The sequence below is a fragment of the Salinibacterium sp. NSLL17 genome (genome assembly GCF_015864935.1).
GTDB lineage: Bacteria > Actinomycetota > Actinomycetes > Actinomycetales > Microbacteriaceae > Rhodoglobus.
Map to the genome: position 1 here is coordinate 198,418 of NZ_JADYWH010000003.1, position 23,872 is coordinate 222,289.

Below are 23,872 nucleotides of genomic sequence, written 5' to 3' on the forward strand. Positions count from 1 at the left end.
GGGTATGAGCTTATCGCCAGCATCCGGCGACAGAACAGTCGGTGAGTCGTAGTCTGAAGACATGACTGACGCCAACACCAGCACGCCGAAAATCACTGTGGAGCGAGACGGTCACGTCTTGCTCATCGGACTCAATCGCACCGACAAGCGCAATGCCGCCGACATGGAGATGTTGCAGCAACTGGCGCTGGCCTATGGCGAGCTTGAGCGCGATCCCGAGCTGCGGGCAGGTTTCGTTTTTGCTCACGGCGACCACTTCACTGGCGGCCTCGACCTTGCCGACATCGGCCCCCGCATCGGAGCGGATGGGCTCGATATGGTTCCCGAGGGCGGCATCAACCCGTGGCAGGTGTCGGGCGAAAAGCTCTCGAAGCCCGTCGTGATTTCGGTGCAGGGCACGTGCCTCACGCTCGGTATCGAGCTGCTGCTCGCGAGCGACATTGCCGTCGCCGCTGATTCGACCGTCTTCGGTCAGGTCGAAGTATCGCGTGGCATCCTGCCCTTTGGTGGAGCCACCATCCGCTTCCCCCGCCAGGTCGGCTGGTCAAATGCGATGCGCTGGATTCTCACCGGCGACAGCTTCGATGCTGCCGAGGCGTACCGAATCGGGATGGTGCAAGAGGTTGTTCCGCACGGTGAGCAGTATGCGCGCGGCCTCGAACTGGCGCACCGCGTCGCAGCCCAGGCCCCGCTCGCGGTGCAAGCCGCGCTGGCTAATGCGAACCTAGCGATCCGCGAGGGCGATGCAGCCGCTGAGGCTGGCCTTCAGCCCGCACTCGTAGCCGTTGCCCAGAGTAAAGATGCCAGAATTGGCATGGAAGCCTTTATGACCCGCACAACCGCCGAGTTCATCGGCAAGTAGGATCGCCGGCGCAACCAACCCCGGCAACACGCGCACCACCAACGCGAAGGAGTTCGAAATGACCGAGAACAACTGGGATGTCATTGTCATTGGAGCCGGAGCGGTTGGTGAAAACATTGCAGATCGCGCCGTTCAGGGCGGGCTCAGCGTCGTACTGATCGAGAGCGAACTCGTGGGCGGTGAGTGCTCGTACTGGGCCTGCATGCCATCGAAGGCCCTCATCCGCAGCGGTCTCGCACTTCGTGCTGTCGAGAAGCTACCGGGCGCCGCCGAAGCCGTCACCGGTGGCATCAACGTCGAGGCTCTCCTCGCGCGTCGCAACAGCTTCACCAGCAATTGGGATGACGCAGGTCAAGTGAAGTGGGTGAAGAAAGCGGGAATCGGGCTCGAGCGTGGTCACGCTCGCCTCGACGGAGAGAAGAAGGTCACCGTCACTGCTGACGACGGAACCGTCACGACCCTCACCGCGAATCATGCCGTCGTCGTCGCGACCGGCTCTGACCCGAAGCTTCCCAACATTCCCGGGTTGATCGATGCAAAGCCGTGGACCCCGCGTGAAGCGACCTCGGTGAAAGTTGTTCCCGAATCATTCGCCATCATCGGCGGCGGCGTTGTAGGCGTCGAGATGGCTACTGCCTACCTCGACCTCGGTGCCGAGGTCACTCTGTTTGCCCGCAGCGGACTCCTCAACGGTCAGGAAGACTTCGCCGGCGAGATGGTGGAGAAGGCGCTCAAAGAGCGCGGCGTCACGATCGTTGCGGCCTCCCCCACGAGCGTGGAACGCACCGCTGACGGCGTCGTGATCACTACTGACGATGCCACTTTTACGGCATCCGAAGTTCTCATTGCTACTGGTCGCGCCGCGCGCACGAACGACATCGGTGTCGAGACAGTCGGCCTCACCCCAGGCGACTGGCTCTCGGTCGACGACACGATGCTCGTGCACGACACCGACTGGCTGTACGCCGTGGGTGACGTCAACCACCGCGCGCTGCTCACCCATCAGGGCAAGTACCAAGCGCGTGCTGCCGGTGACGTGATTGCTGCCCGCGCTAAGGGCGAAACCGTGGATGACGCCCCCTGGGGTGCGCATGTTGCGACCGCCGACCACGGCGCTGTGCCGCAAGTCACGTTTAGCGATCCCGAAGTCGCCTCGGTGGGCGTCATGTCTCACGACGCCGAGAAGCAGGGCATTGACGCTCAGGTCGTCGACTACAACATTGGTTGGGTTGCCGGCGCGAGCCTGCAGGCTGACGGCTACGAAGGCCACGCACGACTTGTGATTGATCGCGAACGTCAGGTCATTATCGGCGCGACTTTTGTGGGTCAGGATGTCGCGGAGTTGCTGCACTCGGCCACCATCGCCATCGTCGGCGAGGTTCCCATCGCGCGCCTGTGGCACGCGGTTCCCTCGTACCCCACGATCAGTGAGGTGTGGCTGCGACTGCTCGAAACCATCGGGCGCCCGTGAGCCGAGCGCTAACGCTGGGCACGCGACTCGGGCGCGCTTTGGCGCGCGCCGAACACAGTCCGCGCGCTCAGCGAGTGCTGCTGCACCCCGTTGTTACGCGACCCGGTTACTGGTTTGCTACGGCATCCGGGCTGCTGTGGGGTGGCGTGTTGAGCGGACTGCGGGTGCGTTCTCAAGGCGGCGTTATCGTTGCCGAGCACGTGCCTCGCTGGGCCTTTGGTCGCGGCGGCACCACGATTGGCGCCGTGTATCTGACCTGCGACAACGCGAGCGATAACGTGCTCGCGCATGAGGCTGTGCACCGCGAGCAGTGGCGCACGTACGGGTTGTGGTTTATTCCGCTGTATCTGCTGGCGGGGCAGAACCCGCTGACGAACCGCTTTGAGGTGGAGGCGGGGCTGGAGTTGGGTGGCTATGTGCGCGCGAAATCATCGCGTGCGCCGAAAGGCATCACGAAAAACTAGCGGACATTCAGGCGTACGCCGAACGAATCAGTCGTTACTGTCATCGATTGAATCGTCCAGCAGCTCGTGCGTACTGCTTCGAGCGTCGACCGATCCGGTCAGGTTCATTACATGCGCATGAAGGTACTCGCTGCGGATCGTGAGGAAGCCTTCGTAGTCATCTCGAAGTGCCATATCTAGAGCATCCTCCGGGACAAGGTTCGATTGAAGCCGATCTACAAGAGCTTCACGGCCCGAGGCAGCAATAATTTCAGCGAGATACTCGCTAGGAGCCTTGTCCTTGATCTTTATATTGCTAATCGACGTGAGTAGAACAATATTCCCAACGACGTTTGACTGGCTTGCTTTGATGCCCTTGCGCGCTAAGAAGGCTTGTGGGAAAAAATGGTGATATTCCTTGTCATTTGACCATGCAAGCGACTTATCAACATCGATTCGCTGGCCGTTTACAAGATCAAGCGGCATGCCTTCCGCCAACATCAACGCGAGCATCTTCGACGCCGCACTGTTAGTGCGAAACGGTTTCATTTTCCACAATGAGTTACTGGGCATGATTCCTCCATCCCCGAGCGAGTCTGATCTGCCCGCTGCGAATTCTCTCACCGTTCGTGTGTCTTGGGTCATCTGCCCGCTGTCCCAGCCGCTGAAGTAGCTAGACAAAGTCGTCTTCCAAAACCAGCGCTTTACTTCAGCGAGCTGAGAAGTACTCGGAGTAGGAACTAGCCGAAAAACCTCGCTCAGCACAGCGAACTGATTGGAATACGGAATTGCCTCTGCACGCGGCGCGGTGATCTCTGTTGCAAGAAAATCAGCTGCCCTGAGCGTACCCGCCTTCATAGCCTCAGCTGCCGCGGTTAGCTTTTCGAGAGGAAGATCTCGAAGAGCATCGATACTTTGAGCAGAGAAATCCCCACCCGCGGCCGCGCCAAGAGTGCGCAAGAAAGTCTTATCGTCCAGTGAGTGGTATTTTTTCGCCTGGAGAACGCTCTTAATACCCTCGACCGTTGCCCCGAGGTCGAATTCCGGACTCCAGGTCGCCGCGCGCATCAAGTCGTATATGGTCAGTCGGGTACCAGTCGAGTTGATCCGCTCGAAGACTGGAGCTACATCCTCAATCGACATATCCCCAAGAGTGACCAAGGGAACTTGATACTCCAAGAAGCGCGTGAAAAGTAGATCCGCACGCGCACGCATCGCTTCATCGTCAATCGGAGTCAGTCGGCGGTAGAAATCCGGAGCGTTCGCCATTCTCCTCAAGGGGATCTGATGCACCGGCAGGTCATCGACGCGATCGGTGTGTTGAAATTTATTCGTTTTCAAGTCAAAATAAACGTTCCACACACTTCGCGGATCTCCGGGCACCCAATGGATCACCCCACAGATCGCGGAGAGGCGCTGTTGCCCATCAAGCAAGTAGTTAACCGGATAGCCTTCGCTTCGGTCTGCAACCTGCAAGTCCGCGATCGACCTCTTGCTCGCCAGATCCTGCTTCGATTCCCACACCAGAAGGCTCCCGATCGGGTAGTTCTTATAGATCGAGTCCATCAGTTCGAGAATCTGTTTCCGCTTCCAGACGAAAGGGCGCTGGAACTCAGGCAGGATGATGTCCCCCGTGAGCACCCGATTAGCAAGCTGAAGAATCCGCTCGGGAGTTGGCTTGGGATCACGCGCTGTCGGGGCCGGAATCATCGTCATGCCCAGAGACTACTGCGGCTGGGAATGGTTGCACCCGGAAACACGCACAATTGAGATATTCTCCACCTTCAGCTGTTTTGCTTCAGCGGCAAATTTTGGGTTCGAGCTAGTTGGAGCTGAGCAGGCGTGCGGGGCCCTGATGGGCAACCCACGCGTAGACGGTGCTCTCACCGAATGCGCTCACCGGCAGCATTTCGCTGAGCCACGCGTCGACCGAACGGGCTACGCTTTGGCCGCGTTCGCGCAGAAGCCAGCACACGCTGAATCGACCCGGAGCCGTTAGCGGCTGGATGTCGTCAGCCGAGTCAACCTCGATGAACACTTGGCCGCGTGAACGGGCCGGCAATGTCGCAAGGATCATCGAAATTGCGTCAATCGAGGTCTCGTCTCCCGCGAGCAGCACGCGGTCAGCCGACTGGGGACTCCAGGCGATCTGCGGTGTGAAGAGTTCGGGAAACATTGATCCCAGTATAGGCATGCCTTACCTAAATCGCGAAGCCCTCTCGGCGGACTCCAAGCCGCGACTTTTAACGGTCCATCTGAACGTCCTCGGTCGGTGAAAGCTGCATGCTACGGCTTCAGTTTCCCTCGCGCCACCATACGTGATTATGAGAATTCATCTTGTTCAAAAGGGGTTCGGAACCTACGCTGGTTCCATGAAGCGAGCAATAATCGCCGCATTTTGGAGCTTGGGGATCAACCTTGCGTTCTATCTCGGCATCCTCGGATTCACTTCGGTTGCGCGCGCAAGGACTCGACTGGAGCCATCCCGCAACTGAATGGATATCGACAGTCTGGGATTGGTCGATCTGGCTCATGGCCGCCAGCGCACTTCTGATCGTGGTTTTGATCGCTGCGCAGATTGTCTGGGCATACCTGCCACGATCGTGGCCGCGCAGCTGAAGTGCACTCTTCGCCAATCCGCGCACATGATGCTGTTCGACTGATCGCTATCAGACGCCGACCGTGAGATATAGACAGCTCTTTAGTTCCGCGATAGCCCCAACCTGACTAGCAGCCGCAACACCGCGCCCGATCAACCGTCAAGGTTTCTGCGGTCAGTGGCGGTTTTAGGGGCAGCGCAGAGAGTTCTGGGGCTCGGCGCGCCAGCCACTTTCTTGGCCGCGGCAGCGGTGCGGACGCCTAGCCGACACCAAATTCTTGGCTCGCGTATCTCGAGCGTTGGAGCTCGGCGCCTGCTAAGCCCGGCTCCGCGTGCTCAATGCAAAGGCAGCCCGCTGAGGTGCCGGATCGAGTCGGTGCCACAGCTCTTCATAATGCGCCCCTCACCTCCAGCGGGCGTGGCTTTATTGCCTCGAATGCTTATCGCACTTCATGGCCAAAGAGGGCCGACTGGAATATTTGCGTGTCCGAAATCTGTGATTTGGAAGCGCCCGCAGTCAATGTTCGATGAAGGCAAGTTCTCGTAACCCGCCGGCAGCGCAAACGGGGAACTTTGTGCGTCAGTTATGAGAAAGGAGACAGTGCGCTGCGAGAAATCTCTTCGATCCACCAACCAGCTGTACCCATTTAGCCGGTCGTCAGTTTGGAGCAGTTGACTCGGATCATCGGCATAGGTCTTGATCGCTCGGACACTCCAGAATTGCCCCGCCCCCGACCGCTCGGTATTATTCACCCAATTCACCGCGCAAGCAAGCGATCTATCGGAGGTCGTGAAGGCCGTCACAGCCGAGGGAAGAGCGATTCCGGCAAAGGAAACAGCAATGATTCCTATGGCTGCTGCCGGAATGAGCGCGAGTTTGCGTGCGGCATTCCTGAGGCTATGAGGCAGGACTTCGCTCACTAAAACGATCAGTGAAAGCGCCGGCGCGAAGGCCCACATTTGAAGGTATCGAGCTGCTTCTGTCCCCAAGAGCACGAACCCGATTGTCGTAGAAATCGGGGCGAGCCATGAGTAAGTGGCTACGATCGCTGGCCCGACCGCGTGTTTACGCACGAATTTCACAGACAAGACCGCCCCGAGAATCATCAGAGCCAAGGTCAGCGTGATGGCCGCCACACCTCCCTCAGATACCGCACGATCCATTAGTAGATTCCAGTAATAGGAGACAGACTCCTGAGCCCGAGACGGGCGGAAGTAGTTTTCACTATCGGCAACGACCCAGGGCGCGAGAGGCAGCCTTAGCGCATACCCGACTATTGATCCACCAAGCAGAATCACGATGACTCGCCGGCTTGACGCCTGCCATGACATCAGGATGTTCAGGTACACCATTAGGAAGACGAGCGGAAAGATCGCCCACGCGATAAAAATCGGATTAGAAAACGCAGAGATGATGACCAGCAGCAGTAAGGCTACTTCTAAAACAGAGCGCCTCTGAACGCTACTGACAATTTTCTGAACCAGCCCAACAGCAAGGACTGAACCCAGAACAGTTGCTGCGTAGTACGTAGTCATCGCAAGCAGCGAAGCGAGTTCGAAGCTATTCCGATCACCTCCCCCCTCCAGTAGCGCGAGAACGCAGACCGCCAGATAACCTGCCATTGCTGCGCCGGACTGACGCCAAAAATTCGGAGACAGCCATGACGAACAAGTTCGAAAAACTACATAGAGACCGATGAAATTTAGAAAAGCAGAGAGAAACTGAACGACATGGATCTCTAAACCCGTTGCAAGCAGAGCTGTGAACGCAACCAGTTCGGGCACGAAAAAAACAGCCGACATCGCCCAGTCACTTGCGGTTCCCTCGAGCAGTGAGCGGGAGAAAAGCGGGACGATCATAGAATCCCCGTCAAGAAACATCATCTCCCCCCGCCCCGGCGATAGGGCTATATGTGCCGAAACCAATATCGCCATCCCCGAAGCGCCGAGTAACCAGCTGATTTCGGCTGCTATTCGGTTGAAGCCCCAAGTGGGCGAATTCCGCTTAGTGGATCGAGAAGTCATCTGTCTCCGAATCAAAAATGAAAAATACTTGCAGAATGAAGTGCTACAGGACACTCTAGATCTAACCTCGAAAGAAAGAAGCACGTGAGTAGGGAAGTATTAATCAAGTCGTGCTTGCTCGTTCGCCAACGAGCCACCGTCTCTATATTTGTCCTGATCATGAGCACCGTGACCGGATGCGCCTCTGTTCCGCAGAACTACTCATCCAGCCCGGTTGTAGCCCATCCGAGCGACATAGCGCGCCCAATCGATGGGTACATGCTCACTGTGGATGAAATTCTCACTGATATCGAGAAGGCTGAGGGGACGGTAAACGACTGCCTCGCATCGACCGGCGTCGACCATCAGTTCACCTTCGGCGACCCGGATGATCTGCGCGCCTTCATCAAGAGTGGTGTAGAGGATCGTAAGTTACGAGGAGATATATGGGGCTTTTTCGATCCTGCCTCGGCTGAAGAGTTCGGCTACCAACGGCCGCAGCCGACTCCTGTGATCTACGTGGCCGATCTCCCGGAGGTCTCCGCCAAGAAGTGCGGCCATCTAATCCAGGGGGACAACGACCCGTTGCTCAGCTTTAGCTATGCCTCACTGCCCGACGGAGGCCCGAAGCCCGTCTTCGACAATGAGAACGTAGTTCAAGCGATCGCTGGCTGGAGTGCGTGTATGACTAACGAAGGGTATACGTTCGCCACACCTCTCGACCCTCTGTTCTCCTACGTACAGGAAACTAAGCCTTCTCCTCGGCAGATCGCGGTGGCAATGGCCGACCTGCGATGCAAACGCGTAACGAACCTTATAGCTGCCGTGCTAGATGCTCAGGTCATCGAAGACGAAACCTACATCCTCGGCCATGAACCCGAACTCCGAACATGGCGCGATAGCATCTCGGACCCGTCGATCGACACAGAATGACGTTCGGTCGAGCGCTTCCGTTCGTGATGGGCAAATCTGAGATCTTGTCAACGTCGTTTCTGTGAGATAGATTCAGGTCTAGATGTCATGTGGCTCTCTCATGACAAGACCAATTACGGGGTAAAAATGAATAAGACTGCGAGAAAAATTCCTGCAATGCTTGCCACCGTCGGCATAACAGCTGCGCTCTTAGTTGGAGGTAGCACATCCGCTAATGCAATTAACCGATGGAGTTGCGGATCTCAATACCTCAATCTTGTATCGACCAGCACCACCTGCTGGGCAAATGCCGGATACGCATCAGTCACGCTATACGGGGTTTACTCCATCAGCTCCGGAAACAATGCCGGATACGTACAAGGCTCAAATGGAACTACCTACTTCAGCAAATGGCAGGCCAAGTCCATCCCCACCCAGACCATTAGTGGCATACGGATCTATTGACCTGGAATAGTTCTCCTGTGGCTGCGCTGCTGAACGCGCGGCCACAGGCTACCCGCCCGAATCACCTATCGTTCGAGCACACTGGCCAAAAGTCGCAATTCGCAGGGTCGCCCGTTCTCGCGGCGCTCAATCAACTATCCCGCCAGCTCTCGGCACAGAATTCGTTCTCTTAGAAGGTCTCGAGGCGATGGTCTGAAGTGCGCGGCGCACGCCGACGCAGCAGTGAAGCTCGGTGGCACCCTGCGATCTCGCGGAAGTCAAATTTGGCCACTCGACTAAGCCCCAAATGCCGCCGGATGCCGCGAGCCCCACTGGAAGCGGCGCTCGAGCTGCGCACCAATCGCGAGCAACACGTCTTCGCGACCGGGGCGGCCAATGAGTTGCACGCCCATCGGCAGCCCTTCCGCGGTTTCGTGCACGGGGAGGCTGATTGCGGGCAGGCCTGAGACGTTGACGAAGCTTGTCCAGGGCGTGTACTGTACTTGCTTCGCAAAGTTCTCGAAGGCATCCTCGGCATAAAACCAGCCGAGCGGGCGCGGCGTCATGGCCATCGCCGGGGTCAGCACGGCATCGTAGGTCGAGAACTGGCGGATGACGCTGCGCTCGAACCGAGACAGCGTCGCGATGGCGACGCCCACGTCGCGCGCGCTCATCCGACGTCCGCTTTCGATGAGCCATTTCGTGAGGGGTTCCACGAGCTCGAGTTGCTCGCCATCGAGCGGGATTCCGGCGGCTCCTGCTTGCCACAGCACCGTGAAGGCTTCGGCGAATTCGGGTGAGGGGTCGAGCGCGAAGTCTTCACTGCCGTGGCCGAGCTGGTCGAGTGCGGTGCGAGCGAGGGCGAGGGCATCCTGAGCTTCGGACGAGACGCTGATCTCGTAGGTGTCATCCCACGGCGAGGTTGTCATGACGCCGATGTTGAAGGTGCCCTCGCCGCGGATCGCGGCGTTGAGGAACGCGCCGCCGTCCCACGTTGGCGGACCAACCGAGAAGGGCGAGGGGCCAGCGATGCCATCGAGGAGCAACGCAGCATCCGCCACCGTGCGAGCCAGCGGCCCGGTCACCGGAAGCTGGCCGAGACTGCCGAAACCGCTGCCCGCGGGCACACGACCACGCGAAGGCTTGAGTCCGACAAGTCCGGTCGCGGCGGCGGGGATGCGAATCGAGCCACCGCCGTCCGAGCCCGGCGCGAAAGGCAAGAGCCCCGCCGAAACGGCGACGGCCGCTCCCCCGCTGCTGCCGCCGGAGCCCAGCGAGGTGTCCCAGGGGTTCACGGCCGGAGCATCCGAGAGCGGCTCAGTGTAGGCGGGAAGGCCGAATTCGGGGGTCGCGGTCTTGCCGAGACTGATCGCGCCGGCGGCATCGAGAACGTCGGCGATCTCGTCCGACACCTCGGGGACGAAGTCAGCGAAGGCGCGCGATCCATAGGCGGTGCGCACTCCGGCGCGGGCCCACAAGTCTTTTTCGCCCGAGGGCAGACCCCAGAGGGCGGAGGCACGGGAGCCAGAGGCCTCAAGCTCCGCAGCACGCTGGCGCGCAGCATCCGGAGTCACGACCGTAAAGGCGCCCAACTCAGGGTTGAGGCGTTCGATGCGATCGAGGTAGCACTCCACGAGTTCGCTGGGCTTCAGCTCGCCCGATCGCACGAGATGGAGCTGCTCAAGGGCGGTGAGGCGATGAAGTTCTGACACGGATTCAGCCTAAGGGGGTTGACAACAACCCGCGATGCTGGTTGGTTAGTTACATCACCAACTAACCAACTAGCCACCGCGCTGTGACCGCAAGACCGCGGCACCGCTAGATCACCGCCCGCACTCAGAAAGGAGGCTCAGATGGATGACTCTCGCCCCCTCTTCGCGCAGGTCGCCGAGAACATTGAGAACGACATCATCTCCGGCGCACTGCCCGAAGAAGGCCAGGCTCCCTCGATCAACGAGTTCGCAGCCTTCTATCGCATCAACCCCGCGACCGCCCTCAAAGGCGTGAACGTGCTCGTCGATGCAGGAATTCTCTATAAGAAACGAGGAATCGGAATGTTCGTCGCCGCCGGCGCTCAAGAACAACTCAAAGGTGCCCGCCGCGACAGCTTCAGCAGCGAGTACGTTCGCCCCCTCTTGGCCGAAGCAGAAAAGCTCGGCATCGACTCCGCCCAACTCACCCAGATGATCGCCAAGGAGGCGAACAACTCATGACCTTCACCATCGAGGTAACTAACCTCAGCAAGCACTTCGGCAGAGTAAATGCCGTCAACGACGTGAGCTTCACCGTCGAAGAGAACAAGATCTACGGCCTCCTCGGTCGCAACGGTGCCGGCAAGACCACGCTCATGCAGCTGCTCACCGGCCAAGAGTTCGCCTCCAGCGGCACCATCTCACTGTTCGGCCAACCCCCGGTCGAGAACGCCAAGGTTCTGCAGAACACCTGCTTCATCAAAGAGAGCCAGCGCTACCCCGAAGACTTCCGCCCCAAAGACGTCTTCAAAACTGCCCCCTGGTTCTTCGCCAATTGGGACCAAGACTTTGCCGATCGCCTCATCGCCGACTTCCGCCTCCCCCTCGACCGCCGCATCAAGAAACTCTCGCGCGGCCAGCTCTCCTCCATCGGCGTCATCGTCGGCCTCGCCTCACGCGCACCGCTCACCTTCTTCGATGAGCCCTACCTGGGGTTGGATGCCGTGGCTCGCCAAATCTTCTACGACCGCCTTCTTGAGGACTACGCCACCCACCCCCGCACCGTGATCCTCTCCACTCACCTCATTGACGAAGTCAGCAACCTGCTCGAACACGTTCTCGTGATCGACGAAGGCAAACTCCTCATCAACGAGGATGCCGAAACTCTCCGCAATCGCGCCACCAACGTTGTCGGCATGAAGACCGCCGTCGAGACTTTTATCGGCAACCGCGAAGTACTGCACCGCGACGGCATCGGCGGGCTCAGCTCCGTGACCGTTGCCGGACTCAGCGAAAGCGAGCGCCGCGACGCGCACGCTGCCGGGCTGGAACTGTCACCGGTGTCGCTGCAGCAGCTCATCATCCAACTCACCCGCACCGAAACCAAGGAATTCGAGGCCAGCGCATGACGACCACAACAACGGCTCTCGCCCAGCCGGCAAGCCCCCTGAAGCGCATCACGCGCGTGGCCAAGCTGCACTTCGCTAACCCGTGGACGACCCTCGGCTTGCCGTGGATCATTCTCGGCGTGATCTTTGTGGGGTCGCTCACGATTTGGTGGCTGATTTACTCGGCTCTCTCCCCCGAGCAAAGAGTAGGCGCACTGCAGGGAACAGAATTCGGTGGATCCACTTTCTTCATCTTCATTTACATGATGGTGGTGGCGATTCAAGCGATCAGCATCACGTTCCCGTTTGCACTCGGCTATGGCGTCACTCGTCGTGACTACTACCTCGGCAGCGCTCTCGCCTTTGTGATTCTCGCCGTGATTTACACGACGGGCCTCGCCATTCTCGGTGTGATCGAAAACGCAACAAACGGCTGGGGCATGGGCGGCACGATGTTCGCCCCCGTCTACTTCGGCGACAACCTGCCCGAACGCATCTTCGTCACGTTCGTCCTGTTCCTGTTCTTCCTCTTCTTCGGGTCAGCGATTGCTGCTGTCTGGGTGCGGTGGAAGGCAACAGGCGTCACCGTGTTTTTCATCATCGTCGGGGCGCTCCTCGTCGGCTTGGCTGCGTTGGTGACCTTCACCGACTCGTGGTTTGCTGTCGGCGACACGTTCGTTGACCTCGGCGTACTCGGCGTCGCCGCCTGGAGCCTCGTACTCACCGCGATCAGCGGCGTGGCTGGGTTCGTGCTGCTACGGCGGGCAACTCCGCGCAACGCGGCGTAGCTCTAAGGCTGCGGTCGCTAAAACAACTCAGAGACACGGATGCCCGGCTCTCCCTTCGCGGGAGGCCGGGCATCCGTGCGTTCGTGAAGTTTTTGTCCGTGGGCGATGCGCTACGCGTCGATCGACTTCTGCATCAGGAAGGTGCCGACCCAACGATCGAACTTGAAGCCAACGCGCTTGAGGTGCCCGATCGATTCGAAGCCCAGCTTCTGGTGAAGGTGCACGGAAGCCTCGGTGCCCTCATCCGAGATCACGGCAATGACTTCGCGGATACCGATCTGCCGTCCGCGATCGAGCAGTTCGGTGAGCAGTGCGCCGCCCACGCCCTGACCGGTGGCGGCCGGCGACAAATAGATCGACCCTTCGACGGTGTGCTTGTAGGCAGCCTTGGGGCGCCACGGGAACATGGCGGCATAGCCGAGCACCTGCTCGGTGTCGTCGACCGCAACGATGAACGGTAGCCCTGACTCTTCGACGCCGATTCGCTTGGCAGTCATGATCTCGGGCGTGACCTCGACGATGTCGAAGGTCACAACGGTCGTGCTCACGTAATGGCCATAGATTTCGGCGAGCGCCGCATCATCTGCCGCGATTGCGTCTCTGAAGTGGTGTGCCATGGGTGCTCCCGAGGTGTCGTGACAAAGAATGCGAATGGTGAAGACTGTCTCGCCCCGAGGGTGACGAGACTCTCATTTTATGGGGCTGGTGACGGGTCGATTCGCCAGTCGATAGGCGCAGCCCCTTGCGCCTCGAGCGCAGCGTTTACTCGACTAAACGGCTTAGAGCCGAAGAACCCGCGGCGGGCAGACAGCGGGCTCGGGTGCGCGCTCACGATCACCGGCGTATCCCCCAGCAACGGCGCAACGGATGCCGCATCCTTGCCCCACAGCACCGCAACAAGTGGCTGCGGCCTCGCCGCGAGCGCCCGAATCGCGTGGGCCGTAATCTCTTCCCAGCCGTGACGACGATGCGAGCCCGTCTCCCCTGACTGCACCGTCAGCACCCTGTTGAGCAGCAGCACGCCTTGGCGTTGCCACGCACTCAGGTCAGGGTGCGCCGCGGGCGAGATGCCGAGGTCGTCGTGCAGTTCCTTGTAAATGTTGGCGAGGCTCCGCGGTAGCGGTCGCACCGCCCGGTCGGCCGAGAATGCGAGCCCCACGGCGTGCCCCGGCGTCGGATACGGGTCTTGGCCGACGACGAGCACTCGCACGTCATCGAATGGTGCTGTGAACGCCCGCAGTACGGCATCCGGTTCCGGGAGCCAGTCGCGGCCAGCGGCGGTCTCGTCGTCAAGAAATGCCTGAACAGTATCCAGTTGTACCCCTAACGGGTGTAATTCGCGAGACCACCCGGGGTCGACACTGCTCAAGTCCATGTCACTACGCTAATACGCGCCCGGTCTACCGATAGCATCCGTTCATGTCATTCCTGCGCGGAAAATCCGGGGCCATCACGATGGGCCTCATCGGCTACCTCTTCTTTGTCGAGCTGGTGAGCGGAATCATTCAGGGGTACTACATCCCACTGATCCCTGACATCGTCGATCACCTCGGCATCCGCGATGCAGACTTCAACTGGTTCGAGGCTGCGCAGCTGCTGCTGAGCGCCATTGTGGTGCCGATTCTGGCGAAGCTCGGCGACATGCACGGCCACAAGCGCATCCTGCTCATTTCGACCGTTCTCACCGCCGGCGCAACCTGGTGGCTCGCCTTCACCGGTGATTTCACGAGCTTCTTGATCGCGTGGGCTCTGCAAGGTTTCTACGTCGTCTGGCTCCCGCTCGAAGTCGCACTGATCTTTGACCGTGGACGCGTCACCGGCATGGGCGCATCACAGACCCGTCGGGCCGCAGGATTCCTGGTGGTTGCCCTCGAAGCCGGTGCAATCATGGGCGCCCTCGGTGGCGGCCGCATCTTCAAAGCCTTCGGCGAAAACGTTCAACAGACTCTGATGATCCCCGCGATCGCCGTAACGATCGTCTTCTTCGTGATCCTGTTCGGCGTTCCCGAATCGAAACCGCTCCCGGGCCGCAGTCTCGACTTCTGGGGTTTCGTAATCCTCACGATCGGCCTCTTGCTCATCACATCGGGGCTTACGTTCTTGCGCATCAACGGACCAGGGGCTCTGTGGGTGTACGTCATCATGCTCGCCGGTGTCGCGACCTTCATTCCGTGGGGCCGCTACGAACTGCGCCAAAAAGACCCAGCGATCGATCTTCGGATGCTGCGCGACCCGAGCATGTGGCCCATCCAACTCACGGCGGGGCTCGTCGGCATCAGCTTGCTCGGCGCCCAGGCACCGCTCGCGACCTTCGCCGGCACCGACCCGATCAATGGGTACGGCCTCGGAATGGAATCCGATGAGATTTCGTACATCATCGGCGCCTACCTCGTTTCGATGATTGTGGGAGCACTTCTCTTCCCGATTCTGTCGAAGTGGAAGAGCCCGCGCGTCGCGCTCATCGTGGCCACCTTCTTTGTCGCAACCGGCTACCTGATGTTCTTGCCGTTCCACGCGACAGTGCTGAGCGTCTTCCTCAACATGAGCATTGCGGGTCTTGGCTCGGGTGCACTCGTCGGTGCACTGCCCGCTGCGGCCGCAGCCGCTGCTCCGCGAGGCCAGACGGGCATCGCGACCGCTCTCACTAACACGACCAAGACGATTGGTGGCTCGTTCGCGTCGGCGATCTTCGCCATCGTGCTTCTGGCCGGCGCTGCATCCGCCGTCACCGAAACCGCCTCAAGCCTGTTCGGTTACCTGACGGTCTTCACGATCTGCGGGGTTGGTGCACTCGTCGCCGCCGTGCTGTTGTTCTTGGTGCCGAAGCTAGCGTTCGCCGACGTGGTGGATGAGATCGACGAGCTCGTGCCAACAGTAGGAACACACGGCACTGCGACCGAGAGCGCCGAACCTACGACAGCCCCCGGAAATAGCAACGACTAACGAACCTTCAGCTCACCGCGGATCATTTTGAAGGGTGCAGCCTGAGCAACCGGCTTAATCGTGACGAGGTCGAGGTTGACGAACGGCGGCAGCTCAAGAGCGTGCACAATTGCCTCGGCAATGTCATCGGCAACCAGCGGGTCGGGCACATTCTCATAGACGGTGTCGGCCTTGGCAGCATCGCCACCGAAACGAACGAGCGCGAACTCTTCTGTCTTCACCATGCCGGGAGCAACCTCGATCACCCGGATCGGCTCCCCCGCAAGCTCGAGCCGCAACACAGCGGTGAGGGCGTGCTGGGCAAACTTGGCTGCGTTGTAGCCGCTGCCGCCTTCATAAGGCACGGTGGCGGCAATTGACGTAATCATGAGGATGCTCGCCGTGTCGCCCTCCACGATCGCTTCGCGCAGCAGCGGCAAGAGTGCACTGGTTACTCGCTTGGTTCCCACGACGTTGACGTCGAACATCCGGATCCAGTCATCCGCGTCGCTCTCTTCAACACTCGCGACGCCGAGCGCACCACCGGCATTGTTGACGAGGGCGTGGATCGGGCCAAGCTCACGCAGGTAGGCGGCGAGCGCCTCGACGTCATCCTGTTTTGTCACGTCGGCAACGAAGGTGTCAACGCCGGTGTCGGCCGCGAGCGCCGCAAGCCGTTCCTCCCGTCGCGCGACAGCAACCACCTGCCAGCCATGTTTCACAAAACGACGTGCAGTCGCTTCGCCGATTCCTGAACTTGCGCCGGTAACTACTACTCGCTTGATCGCCATGCTTTAACGGTAGTGGCTTGGAGCAGTGGCCAGCCACCGGATGCCGCCCACGCGGCAGGCAAGCAGGCTTTAGTGTTCGTTCGCGACGAGGTATTCGGCCGACGCCAGAATCGCATCGGTGGAGGAAATATAGGTAAAGCCCAAGTCACGCGGGGCATCTGAGCCATCAACATCGAGGTTGCGCTGGATGGAGCCGGCAAGCGCCCGCACTGCGGGGTTGAAGGGAGCAACAACTTTCACCAGCCAGTCGGGCAGTTGACGGGTGGTGATCTTGCGCTGCGGATAGGCATTCTTGAGCACCGTGCTGGCTTCGGTGATCATCATCGCGCCTGCGTTCGCGGGATACCGCTTGCCGATCGCCACCGCACTGTCGATTGCTGTGACGTGCATGCGGGCAACGTCACGAACATCCACGATGGGCAGGTTCGATTTGGGGTACGCCGGGTCGACGCCACCGAGGAATCGCTGAACATACGCCAACGAGGTGGCGTAGTGCTCATCCATGGGCGGGCCGAAGACGGCACCGGGGTTGATCGTCGTGAGTTGCATCTCGGGGTGCTCGGCTACGAATGCCCACGCAGCTCGCTCCGCCAAGGTCTTCGATGCCTCATAGGCGGTGGTGTCGGGATGCTTCGGGTCTGTCCAATTCGCGGGCGTCGACACATCCATTCGCGGCTTGGCTGAATCTTTATAGATTGCGGCGCAACTGGAGGTGAGGACGACACGATGCACGCCGGCGGCCTGCGCGGCGACGAGCGCCCGCCGAGTGCCCTCGACAGCGGGGCGAATGATTTCCTGCGGGTCCTTAGGCTCATCGACCGGGAAGGGTGACGCGGTGTGGAGAAGCACATCTACCCCCACCATCGCCTCGGCCCAGCCCTCGTCGGAGAGCAGGTCGAGGGAGACAAAGCTTAGGTCGGCACCGGGAAACAACGCCTCGACTTGAGCTTGTCGCGTGTGTGAGCGCACTGCGGCTTTCACCGAGTAGTCATGCTTCAGCAGCTCGCGGACGATGTGTTTAGCGATGAAGCCCGAGGCGCCGGTAACGAGCACGGTAGTCATTTGTCTCCTCGAAGGGTTCCTGCAGCGAACGGTCGGTTCAATCTAGTTCCCACAACTGGAGAAAAGGCACACGAACCTCACGGCCTCGCAGATTACACTTCGACGAATGACCGGAGCTTCTCTCACCACTTCGCCGCCTGCGCGCGCCCCCAAAGTGCGACTCCCCCACTGGGACAACGCCCGCTTTCTCGCCGTCACCCTCGTGGTGATTGGCCACGGTATCCAGCGGCTCACGTACGACTCCAACAACGCCTTAGCGCTGTACCTCTTTATCTATGCGTTCCACATGCCCGCCTTCGCGATCATCAGTGGCTATTTCTCCAAGCCAGGCCCGCCATCGGCGCTTCAGATGCGTCGGGTTCTCACCGATATTCTGCTGCCGTACTTCATCATGGAAGCCATCTGGTCGATCGTGAAGTTCTTCGCGGAGGGCACGACTGACCTCAACCCGTCGAAGCCCAGCTGGACGCTCTGGTTCCTTCTCGCTCTCGGCATTTTCCGCCTGGTGCTCCCGTACCTCGCACTATTGCGCTGGCCACTGCTGTGGGCAATCATCGGCTCTGTCGGTGTCGGGTACTTCGACAACGTTGACAGCACCTTCTCGCTGTCTCGCGCCATCGGCATCCTTCCCTTCTTCGTGCTGGGGTGGAAACTCAATGAGTGGAAGCTCATGGAGCGTTGGAAGGTCGCCGAACGCTCGGTCTGGCTCATTCGGGCACTCGCCGTCACGATCTTCTTCGGGTGGATCGCCATCATCCTCAGCAACATTGAACTGTGGCGCACGATCAATCTGCGCTTCTGGTTCTTCTACGACGACTCCTACCAGGGCCTTGGCGAAGACCAGTGGTGGGCTGGTGCGGTCCGGCTCGGCCTCATCGCGCTCGCTATCCTGCTGAGCGCAGCGTTCTTCGCCCTGGTGCCTCGCCGCCACACGTGGATAACGGATGCCGGCCAGGCCACCATGTACGTCTACCTCCTGCACAGCTTCGTCCTCTATCCACTGCGCGAAAGCGGACTACTGATGGATGAACGGTCCTCGGCTATGTGGCTCGTGAGCATGGTGCTCGGCTCCATCGGTATCGCGCTCGTGCTGTCGACTCCGCTGATCAAGAAGATTTTCCGGCCCATTATTGAGCCCAAACCCAACTGGGTATTCGCCCCATTACCGAAAGAGACAGATCTGTCTACTAAAAAACGGTGAGTTACGACATATTTCACGAGTGATTGACCACCCCACGGGGCCTGCTTAGGCTCACAGTGTGGCGGACATCCCGATCCACCAACCGACCTAGGAGGCCGCCGTGAGCGACTGGAACTTTGAAACCAAGCAGATCCACTCGGGCGCGCAGCCTGACCCCACGACCAACTCGCGGGCGACACCGATCTACAAGACGACCGCTTATGTGTTCAACAACGCGGATCACGCGAAGAGCCTCTTCGCGCTGGCCGAATTCGGCAACATCTACACCCGCATCCAGAATCCCACCCAGGATGTCGTCGAGCAGCGCGTAGCCGCGCTCGAAGGCGGAACCGCAGCGCTGTTGCTCGCTTCCGGCCAGTCGGCAACGACTTTCGCCGTGCTCAACATTGCGCAGGCTGGCGACCACATCGTCTCGTCGTCGTCCGTCTACGGCGGAACCTACAACCTCTTCAAGTACACGCTCGCGAAGCTCGGCATCGAGACCACCTTCGTTGAGAATCAGGATGACGCCGCCGAGTGGGCTGCCGCTATCCGCCCCAACACCAAGCTCCTGTTCGCGGAGACCATCGGCAACCCGCGTATCAACGTGCTCGACATCGAGCTCGTCGCCGACGTCGCCCACGCTGCTGGGGTTCCGCTGATCGTCGACAACACCATCGCGACTCCGTACCTGATTCGTCCGTTCGAGCACGGCGCCGACATCATCGTTCACTCGGCCACCAAGTTCTTGGGCGGCCACGGCACGGTTCTGGGTGGAGTCATCGTCGATGGCGGCAAGTTCGAGTGGTCGAAGAACGTCGACAAGTTCCCCGGTCTCACCGAGCCTGACCCGTCGTACCACGGCGCCAGCTACACCGGCGTTCTTGGCGATGGCATCGCGTACATCATCAAGGCCCGCGTTCAGTTGCTGCGCGACCTTGGCTCGGCCATCTCCCCCGACAGCGCTTTCTCGCTCATCCAGGGCATCGAAACACTCAGCCTGCGCATTGAGCGTCACGTGCAGAACGCTCAAGCAATCGCCGAGTGGCTCGACAGCCACGACGACGTTGACACGGTCTACTACGCCGGACTGCCCTCGAGCCCGTGGTACGCGAACGCCAACAAGTACGCGCCTAAGGGTGTCGGTGGAGTTCTCTCCTTCGAACTCAAGGGTGGAGTGGATGCTGGCCGCTCGTTCGTGGACAGTGTCGAGCTCTTCAGCCACGTCGCCAACATCGGTGACGTGCGCAGCCTCATCATTCACCCCGCATCGACGACCCACTCGCAGCTCTCCCCCGAGCAGCAGTTGACCGCCGGAGTAACACCAGGACTGGTGCGACTCTCGGTGGGCCTCGAGAACATCGAGGACATCAAGTCCGACCTGCAAACCGGTTTTGATGCCGCACGCGCTACCGCCGCAGAGGCACGCGCCCGCGTCTAAGACTGCTGGCTTCACCAGTGGCGGCAGTGCTCTTCGGAGCGCTGCCGCCACTGCCTCGTTAACGCGGTCGGCAGCCACCGGCTCCGTAATAATTTCGTGCCACACAGAATAGTTCGCGATACTTAAGACGACATGGACTGGCAGACACCTGAAGACACTGTTCCTTCGGCATTCATCACTGACGCAAACGTGCGTTCGCTCCTCGGCAAGCCCCCGGCGACGGGCGCGTGGCGCGAGGGCGATCCGGTAGGTCACCGTCAGTTCGTCACCGTCACCGATCTCGCTTTGGAGTTCAGCCGCCGCCTTCCCTCAGCGCGTATCGCTTACGAAACGCACGGCACTCTCAACGACGACGCGTCAAACGCGATCCTCGTCGCCCACGCCCTCACCGGTGACAGCCACATTGTGGGCAACCCCGGAAACGGACACGCTACCGCCGGATGGTGGAACGATCTTGTTGGTCCAGGCAAAGCCATCGACACGGACCGCTGGTTCGTCGTCTCCCCCAACATCTTGGGCGGCTGTCAGGGCAGCACCGGTCCGGCATCCCATGCCCCCGACGGAGCCGAGTTCGGCGCCCGCTTCCCGTTCATCACGATCCGCGACCAAGTAGCCGCCCAGGTCGCCCTGAGCGATGCCCTCGGCATCGACAAGTGGGCGGCGGTAATCGGTGGCTCGATGGGCGGCATGCACGCGCTGGAATGGGCGGTCGCGCATCCCGATCGCCTCGACAAAGTAGCCATCTTGGCCGCACCGCCGGTCTCCACAGCCGACCAGATCGCTCACAACTCAGTTCAGGTCGAGTCGTTGCGTACTGACCCTGCCTTCGCTGATGGTGCTTACTACGATGCCGCCGATGGCGACGGGCCCCATCGCGGGCTCGCTCTGGCACGTCGCCTCGCACTGCTCAACTACCGCTCTTCCGACGAGCTCAATGAACGCTTTGCCCGCACGTGGCAAAGCGACGTGAGCCCGTGGGGCAAGGGCGGCCGCTACGCCGTCGAAAGCTACCTCGACTTTCACGGCAACAAATTCGCGCGCCGCTTCGATGCCAACAGCTACGTCACCCTCGTCGAAGCAATGAGCTCCCACGACATTGCGCGCGGTCGCGGCACCGTCGCTCAAGCGCTGGCGCGCGCCACGATGCCCGCGCTCGTGCTGGGCATCGACAGCGATCGACTCTTCCCCGTGTCCGGCCAAGAGATCATTGCCGAGCACCTGCCAGGCAATATCGATGGAGCGCTGCCGCATGTCATCCATTCGCCCTTCGGTCACGACGGCTTCCTGATTGAAGATGCGCTCGTGAGCGCCCAGCTAAAACGCCTGCTCGCCCTCTAAATCTCCTGAGAATTACCCCGTACCGAGCGTGTTGGGCGAAAAAATGTCGCTTTCTCATGACAAATGGCGGTGCGTCACCCCCGATGGAGGGGCGGAGTGTGCAAACATTGCCACAAATGGACCTCACCACAAAAGAACGAGATCGCCTACTTCAGCGCACTGCGCGAGTAGCGAGTCTTAGTTTTCTGATCGTTTCGGTCGTGTGCCTGAGCATCCCGGGGGCTGTGTCGACAGTGACACTGCTGCTGTGCCTCCCGCTCTATGCGGTCATGGCCGTGTTGCAGTTCCAAACGGGAAACAGCCGCTCGATCGGCTGGGTCATCCCCTCGTTCGTCGTGGGCATCATCGCAATCCTTCTGATCGCGGGCACGCCGGGCGGGCCGAGCCAAGCAGGGCTCTCTGCTGTTGCCCAGCTCTCGTCAGCATCTCTCGCCTGTCTTGCCATCGTTTTGACGACCACGCTGCTGCGCCGCATCGTATTGCTCGTCAGTTTTCTCGCCGTCGCGAGCGTCACGATTATTTCGCTCGCGCCGTTCCAACCGCCCGTGCGCACTCTCGCCCTCGTGATCTTCGGCTGGATCCTCGCGGCACTCATCGGCTTCTGGATTAGCTCTGGCGTCCCCCAAGCCGTGCGCCGCATCGCCAGCATCGGTCGCGCCCACCGGGCAGAACGCCAAGCAAGCGAGACTGAAGCCCAGCGCCGCCAGGGTGCTCGACTACTTCACGACACCGTTCTGGCCACCCTCACCCTGCTCGCCCACTCCGGTGTCGGCGTCTCAGCAGAGGCAATGCGTCAGCAAGCGGGCGACGATGCCCGCCTCTTGCGTCAGCTGCGTCTCGGTGCCACTCCCACACCGCAAGCATCCGGCGACTACAACCTCAGCGCCCCTGTGAGCGAGACGGTGCTCGGCACCACGCTCGAGTCGGTTAAGCAGCGCTTCGGCCGCATGGGCCTCGAAGTCAGCTGGCACGGCACCGGTCAAGTTCTGCTCCCCAGCGACGTCCTCGATGCCTTCCTTCTCGCGCTCGCTGAGTGTCTCGAAAACGTTCGCCGCCATTCCGGCGTTACAGAAGCTCACGTCACGATCACCGAAGACAACACCACCGTTCGCGCCATGATCACCGACTCCGGTGTCGGCTTCATCCTCGACGATGTAGATTCGGCAAGCCTCGGCTTCAAAGAGTCCGTCGTCGCACGGTTGAAAGAAGTCGGCGGGCAAGCACGGCTGTTCTCCACGCCCGGTTCCGGAACGACCGTCGTCTTGGAGGTTCCCCGATGACCTACGCTCCCCCCGAAGAAAACACTCTCGGCGTCATTGTCGGCGGCAAACCACGCCATGCCAAGAGCGCCGCTGTCCGGCGCCTCGCGGGCGACGACACTCCCCGACTCATTAGCCTCGGCACGGGCTTCGTCGGCGTCGGAGCGGCCATTTTGGTGAGCCTTCGCGCGATCTACGGTCTTGTGTGGCTCGTGATCCAATGGGACATCTACCCCAACCCTGTCACCGCGGCTATCGCGTGGGTGCTGCTGATCATCATCATCATCGGCACCATAACGGTGGTGCAGCTCACGAGCGGCCAACTTCCACTCTGGATGTTCGTGCTCTTCCTTGTGGGTCTCGCCGCCGTCATGGCGCTCGACATCTTCGCCATCTGGGATCTGCACAACATCGGCGGCCACGCGACCTCCGCGGTTGCGGCCGGAATGGCGCTGCTTCTTGTGCTGACGGTTCGCCCCAGCGCCGACATCATCATCGCCGTGTCTGCCGTCGGCGCAGGCTTAGTCGCCGCCATCGTGGTCAATGTGCCCCTGACCAACGACAACATCGCTCCTCAGATTACGACCGTGGCGTTCGCCGTGCTCCCCACCGTGATCGGGCTCACTCTCATCGTCAACTTCCGCCAACTCGTGCAGGTCGAGCTCGACCGAGTGCTCGTACAGAGCACCCTCACGGCCCCACGCTTTGCCGTCGGCATGATGGCATCCGAAGAACTTGCCCGCCTCGACCTCGCCGCTGAAAAGCTGCTCGACTCCGTGGCAAACGGTTCAACCAAGCTGCCGTTGCAACCCAAAATTGCGTCGACCGCAGCATCCCTCGCCACCGAATTGCGGCTGCACCTCATTGAGGGCCGCCGCGAAACCTGGCTTTATCACGCGATCACCGAGTCTGACCTGCTCGGCAAATCCGTAACACTCACCGACAAGGGAAGCCTTGCCGGTTTGCTCGACCCCACCCAGCGAGATGGCTTGCTGTCCACTGCGTGGCTCTTTGTGACCGACACCACCAAACGCGGAGCCAAGAACTCCGTCCACATCACAATCGCGCCATCAACTACCGTTTTGGCGCCCGGTTTCGAAGACAAAGTGGCGGTCGGAATTTCGATCAGCTCAACCGGAGTGGCACGAAATCGTGTCGACGCCTCCACGTGGGAAGCGGTCGCAAAGGTCGGAACCTATACCGACTCCATCGAGAACTCCAGCGTGCGCCTCGACATTGAATGCCTCGTCGAGAACCCCGCCGACCAATAATTTTCG

The 23,872-nt window shown here is 60.4% G+C and carries 23 protein-coding genes; 15 read left to right on the forward strand and 8 right to left on the reverse strand.

What is annotated here, in order from left to right; all coding sequences use genetic code 11:
- Nucleotides 1-61: 61 nt before the first annotated feature.
- The 3 genes from I6E51_RS13850 to I6E51_RS13860 are packed head-to-tail and all read left to right on the forward strand — an operon-like array spanning nucleotide 62 to nucleotide 2,797.
- Nucleotides 62-862, forward strand: a complete 801-nt coding sequence (locus I6E51_RS13850; RefSeq protein WP_197110677.1) for a crotonase/enoyl-CoA hydratase family protein — start codon at nucleotides 62-64, stop codon at nucleotides 860-862.
- A gap of 58 nt (nucleotides 863-920) precedes the next feature.
- Nucleotides 921-2,333: an NAD(P)/FAD-dependent oxidoreductase gene (locus I6E51_RS13855; protein WP_197110678.1), complete on the forward strand. Its 1,413-nt coding sequence runs from the start codon at nucleotides 921-923 to the stop codon at nucleotides 2,331-2,333.
- A complete protein-coding gene (locus I6E51_RS13860; protein ID WP_307784015.1) occupies nucleotides 2,330-2,797 on the forward strand; it encodes a hypothetical protein in 468 nt (155 codons plus the stop codon). Before I6E51_RS13855 ends, I6E51_RS13860 begins: the two co-directional genes overlap by 4 nt.
- 27 nt (nucleotides 2,798-2,824) lie before the next feature.
- On the opposite strand, the gene I6E51_RS13865 is transcribed toward I6E51_RS13860, so the two are convergent.
- Nucleotides 2,825-4,492: a DUF262 domain-containing protein gene (locus I6E51_RS13865; RefSeq protein ID WP_197110679.1), complete on the reverse strand. Its 1,668-nt coding sequence runs from the start codon at nucleotides 4,490-4,492 to the stop codon at nucleotides 2,825-2,827.
- A 106-nt stretch (nucleotides 4,493-4,598) separates the two neighbouring features.
- Nucleotides 4,599-4,952 (reverse strand): siderophore-interacting protein, encoded by a 354-nt coding sequence (locus I6E51_RS13870; protein ID WP_197110680.1) that lies wholly within the window; start codon nucleotides 4,950-4,952, stop codon nucleotides 4,599-4,601.
- A gap of 196 nt (nucleotides 4,953-5,148) precedes the next feature.
- Here I6E51_RS13870 and I6E51_RS14465 point away from each other — a divergent pair, with 196 nt between their 5' ends.
- Complete coding sequence (locus I6E51_RS14465; RefSeq protein WP_255528634.1) at nucleotides 5,149-5,271, forward strand: hypothetical protein; 123 nt, start codon at nucleotides 5,149-5,151, stop codon at nucleotides 5,269-5,271.
- Nucleotides 5,272-5,825: 554 nt separating this feature from the next.
- On the opposite strand, the gene I6E51_RS13875 is transcribed toward I6E51_RS14465, so the two are convergent.
- Nucleotides 5,826-7,259 carry a hypothetical protein gene (locus I6E51_RS13875; RefSeq protein WP_231600168.1) on the reverse strand — a complete coding sequence of 478 codons (1,434 nt, stop codon included), beginning with the start codon at nucleotides 7,257-7,259 and terminating at the stop codon, nucleotides 5,826-5,828.
- A gap of 300 nt (nucleotides 7,260-7,559) precedes the next feature.
- Between I6E51_RS13875 and I6E51_RS13880 the strand changes: the two genes are divergently transcribed.
- Complete coding sequence (locus tag I6E51_RS13880; protein ID WP_197110682.1) at nucleotides 7,560-8,312, forward strand: hypothetical protein; 753 nt, start codon at nucleotides 7,560-7,562, stop codon at nucleotides 8,310-8,312.
- Nucleotides 8,313-8,468: 156 nt separating this feature from the next.
- A complete protein-coding gene (locus I6E51_RS14650) occupies nucleotides 8,469-8,756 on the forward strand; it encodes a beta/gamma crystallin domain-containing protein (protein WP_368855207.1) in 288 nt (95 codons plus the stop codon).
- A 275-nt stretch (nucleotides 8,757-9,031) separates the two neighbouring features.
- Here the strand turns inward: I6E51_RS14650 and I6E51_RS13890 are convergent, their stop codons facing one another.
- Entirely contained in the window at nucleotides 9,032-10,447 is a 1,416-nt protein-coding gene (locus I6E51_RS13890; RefSeq protein WP_197110684.1) for an amidase, read from the reverse strand.
- A 141-nt stretch (nucleotides 10,448-10,588) separates the two neighbouring features.
- Here I6E51_RS13890 and I6E51_RS13895 point away from each other — a divergent pair, with 141 nt between their 5' ends.
- From I6E51_RS13895 to I6E51_RS13905, 3 genes are read left to right on the forward strand one after another with little or no spacing between them, the layout of a single operon-like run.
- A complete protein-coding gene (locus I6E51_RS13895) occupies nucleotides 10,589-10,948 on the forward strand; it encodes a GntR family transcriptional regulator (RefSeq protein WP_197110685.1) in 360 nt (119 codons plus the stop codon).
- Complete coding sequence (locus I6E51_RS13900; RefSeq protein WP_197110686.1) at nucleotides 10,945-11,835, forward strand: ABC transporter ATP-binding protein; 891 nt, start codon at nucleotides 10,945-10,947, stop codon at nucleotides 11,833-11,835. Before I6E51_RS13895 ends, I6E51_RS13900 begins: the two co-directional genes overlap by 4 nt.
- Entirely contained in the window at nucleotides 11,832-12,602 is a 771-nt protein-coding gene (locus I6E51_RS13905; RefSeq protein ID WP_197110687.1) for an ABC transporter permease, read from the forward strand. The genes I6E51_RS13900 and I6E51_RS13905 overlap by 4 nt, the downstream gene beginning before the upstream one ends.
- A 110-nt stretch (nucleotides 12,603-12,712) precedes the next feature.
- Here I6E51_RS13905 and I6E51_RS13910 read toward each other — a convergent pair whose 3' ends face one another.
- Together I6E51_RS13910 and I6E51_RS13915 are read right to left on the reverse strand one after the other, a co-directional pair.
- Complete coding sequence (locus I6E51_RS13910; RefSeq protein WP_197110688.1) at nucleotides 12,713-13,219, reverse strand: GNAT family N-acetyltransferase; 507 nt, start codon at nucleotides 13,217-13,219, stop codon at nucleotides 12,713-12,715.
- Between the two features lie 77 nt (nucleotides 13,220-13,296).
- Entirely contained in the window at nucleotides 13,297-13,977 is a 681-nt protein-coding gene (locus tag I6E51_RS13915; protein ID WP_197110689.1) for a uracil-DNA glycosylase, read from the reverse strand.
- A 44-nt stretch (nucleotides 13,978-14,021) separates the two neighbouring features.
- Here I6E51_RS13915 and I6E51_RS13920 point away from each other — a divergent pair, with 44 nt between their 5' ends.
- A complete protein-coding gene (locus I6E51_RS13920; protein ID WP_231600169.1) occupies nucleotides 14,022-15,545 on the forward strand; it encodes an MFS transporter in 1,524 nt (507 codons plus the stop codon).
- On the opposite strand, the gene I6E51_RS13925 is transcribed toward I6E51_RS13920, so the two are convergent.
- Nucleotides 15,542-16,315: an SDR family oxidoreductase gene (locus I6E51_RS13925; RefSeq protein ID WP_197110690.1), complete on the reverse strand. Its 774-nt coding sequence runs from the start codon at nucleotides 16,313-16,315 to the stop codon at nucleotides 15,542-15,544. The two genes, I6E51_RS13920 and I6E51_RS13925, sit on opposite strands and share 4 nt — an antisense overlap.
- A 69-nt stretch (nucleotides 16,316-16,384) precedes the next feature.
- Nucleotides 16,385-17,377 (reverse strand): NAD-dependent epimerase/dehydratase family protein, encoded by a 993-nt coding sequence (locus tag I6E51_RS13930; protein ID WP_197110691.1) that lies wholly within the window; start codon nucleotides 17,375-17,377, stop codon nucleotides 16,385-16,387.
- 106 nt (nucleotides 17,378-17,483) lie between these two features.
- On the opposite strand from I6E51_RS13930, the gene I6E51_RS13935 reads away from it, so the two are divergent.
- The 5 genes from I6E51_RS13935 (at nucleotide 17,484) to I6E51_RS13955 (ending at nucleotide 23,866) form a co-directional block, all read left to right on the forward strand.
- Nucleotides 17,484-18,578, forward strand: a complete 1,095-nt coding sequence (locus I6E51_RS13935) for an acyltransferase family protein (RefSeq protein WP_197108982.1) — start codon at nucleotides 17,484-17,486, stop codon at nucleotides 18,576-18,578.
- 100 nt (nucleotides 18,579-18,678) lie between these two features.
- Entirely contained in the window at nucleotides 18,679-19,998 is a 1,320-nt protein-coding gene (locus I6E51_RS13940) for a bifunctional o-acetylhomoserine/o-acetylserine sulfhydrylase (RefSeq protein WP_197110692.1), read from the forward strand.
- A gap of 132 nt (nucleotides 19,999-20,130) precedes the next feature.
- Nucleotides 20,131-21,336, forward strand: coding sequence for a homoserine O-acetyltransferase (locus tag I6E51_RS13945; RefSeq protein ID WP_197110693.1), 1,206 nt, complete (start codon nucleotides 20,131-20,133; stop codon nucleotides 21,334-21,336).
- Between the two features lie 116 nt (nucleotides 21,337-21,452).
- The gene (locus I6E51_RS13950) at nucleotides 21,453-22,616 is read left to right on the forward strand and encodes a sensor histidine kinase (protein WP_197110694.1); all 1,164 of its coding nucleotides are present in this window, start codon (nucleotides 21,453-21,455) and stop codon (nucleotides 22,614-22,616) included.
- A complete protein-coding gene (locus I6E51_RS13955; protein WP_197110695.1) occupies nucleotides 22,613-23,866 on the forward strand; it encodes a hypothetical protein in 1,254 nt (417 codons plus the stop codon). Before I6E51_RS13950 ends, I6E51_RS13955 begins: the two co-directional genes overlap by 4 nt.
- The last annotated feature ends 6 nt before the right edge of the window (nucleotides 23,867-23,872 follow it).

Bases quoted from the DNA above. Each gene is read 5' to 3' on its own strand.
- I6E51_RS13850 (WP_197110677.1), top strand. From the start codon at position 62: ATGACTGACGCCAACACCAGCACGCCGAAAATCACTGTGGAGCGAGAC.
- I6E51_RS13855 (WP_197110678.1), top strand. From the start codon at position 921: ATGACCGAGAACAACTGGGATGTCATTGTCATTGGAGCCGGAGCGGTT.
- I6E51_RS13865 (WP_197110679.1), bottom strand. From the start codon at position 4,492: ATGACGATGATTCCGGCCCCGACAGCGCGTGATCCCAAGCCAACTCCC.
- I6E51_RS13870 (WP_197110680.1), bottom strand. From the start codon at position 4,952: ATGTTTCCCGAACTCTTCACACCGCAGATCGCCTGGAGTCCCCAGTCG.
- I6E51_RS14465 (WP_255528634.1), top strand. From the start codon at position 5,149: ATGAAGCGAGCAATAATCGCCGCATTTTGGAGCTTGGGGATCAACCTT.
- I6E51_RS13875 (WP_231600168.1), bottom strand. From the start codon at position 7,259: ATGATGTTTCTTGACGGGGATTCTATGATCGTCCCGCTTTTCTCCCGC.
- I6E51_RS13880 (WP_197110682.1), top strand. From the start codon at position 7,560: ATGAGCACCGTGACCGGATGCGCCTCTGTTCCGCAGAACTACTCATCC.
- I6E51_RS14650 (WP_368855207.1), top strand. From the start codon at position 8,469: ATGCTTGCCACCGTCGGCATAACAGCTGCGCTCTTAGTTGGAGGTAGC.
- I6E51_RS13895 (WP_197110685.1), top strand. From the start codon at position 10,589: ATGGATGACTCTCGCCCCCTCTTCGCGCAGGTCGCCGAGAACATTGAG.
- I6E51_RS13900 (WP_197110686.1), top strand. From the start codon at position 10,945: ATGACCTTCACCATCGAGGTAACTAACCTCAGCAAGCACTTCGGCAGA.
- I6E51_RS13905 (WP_197110687.1), top strand. From the start codon at position 11,832: ATGACGACCACAACAACGGCTCTCGCCCAGCCGGCAAGCCCCCTGAAG.
- I6E51_RS13910 (WP_197110688.1), bottom strand. From the start codon at position 13,219: ATGGCACACCACTTCAGAGACGCAATCGCGGCAGATGATGCGGCGCTC.
- I6E51_RS13915 (WP_197110689.1), bottom strand. From the start codon at position 13,977: ATGGACTTGAGCAGTGTCGACCCCGGGTGGTCTCGCGAATTACACCCG.
- I6E51_RS13920 (WP_231600169.1), top strand. From the start codon at position 14,022: ATGTCATTCCTGCGCGGAAAATCCGGGGCCATCACGATGGGCCTCATC.
- I6E51_RS13925 (WP_197110690.1), bottom strand. From the start codon at position 16,315: ATGGCGATCAAGCGAGTAGTAGTTACCGGCGCAAGTTCAGGAATCGGC.
- I6E51_RS13930 (WP_197110691.1), bottom strand. From the start codon at position 17,377: ATGACTACCGTGCTCGTTACCGGCGCCTCGGGCTTCATCGCTAAACAC.
- I6E51_RS13935 (WP_197108982.1), top strand. From the start codon at position 17,484: ATGACCGGAGCTTCTCTCACCACTTCGCCGCCTGCGCGCGCCCCCAAA.
- I6E51_RS13945 (WP_197110693.1), top strand. From the start codon at position 20,131: ATGGACTGGCAGACACCTGAAGACACTGTTCCTTCGGCATTCATCACT.
- I6E51_RS13950 (WP_197110694.1), top strand. From the start codon at position 21,453: ATGGACCTCACCACAAAAGAACGAGATCGCCTACTTCAGCGCACTGCG.
- I6E51_RS13955 (WP_197110695.1), top strand. From the start codon at position 22,613: ATGACCTACGCTCCCCCCGAAGAAAACACTCTCGGCGTCATTGTCGGC.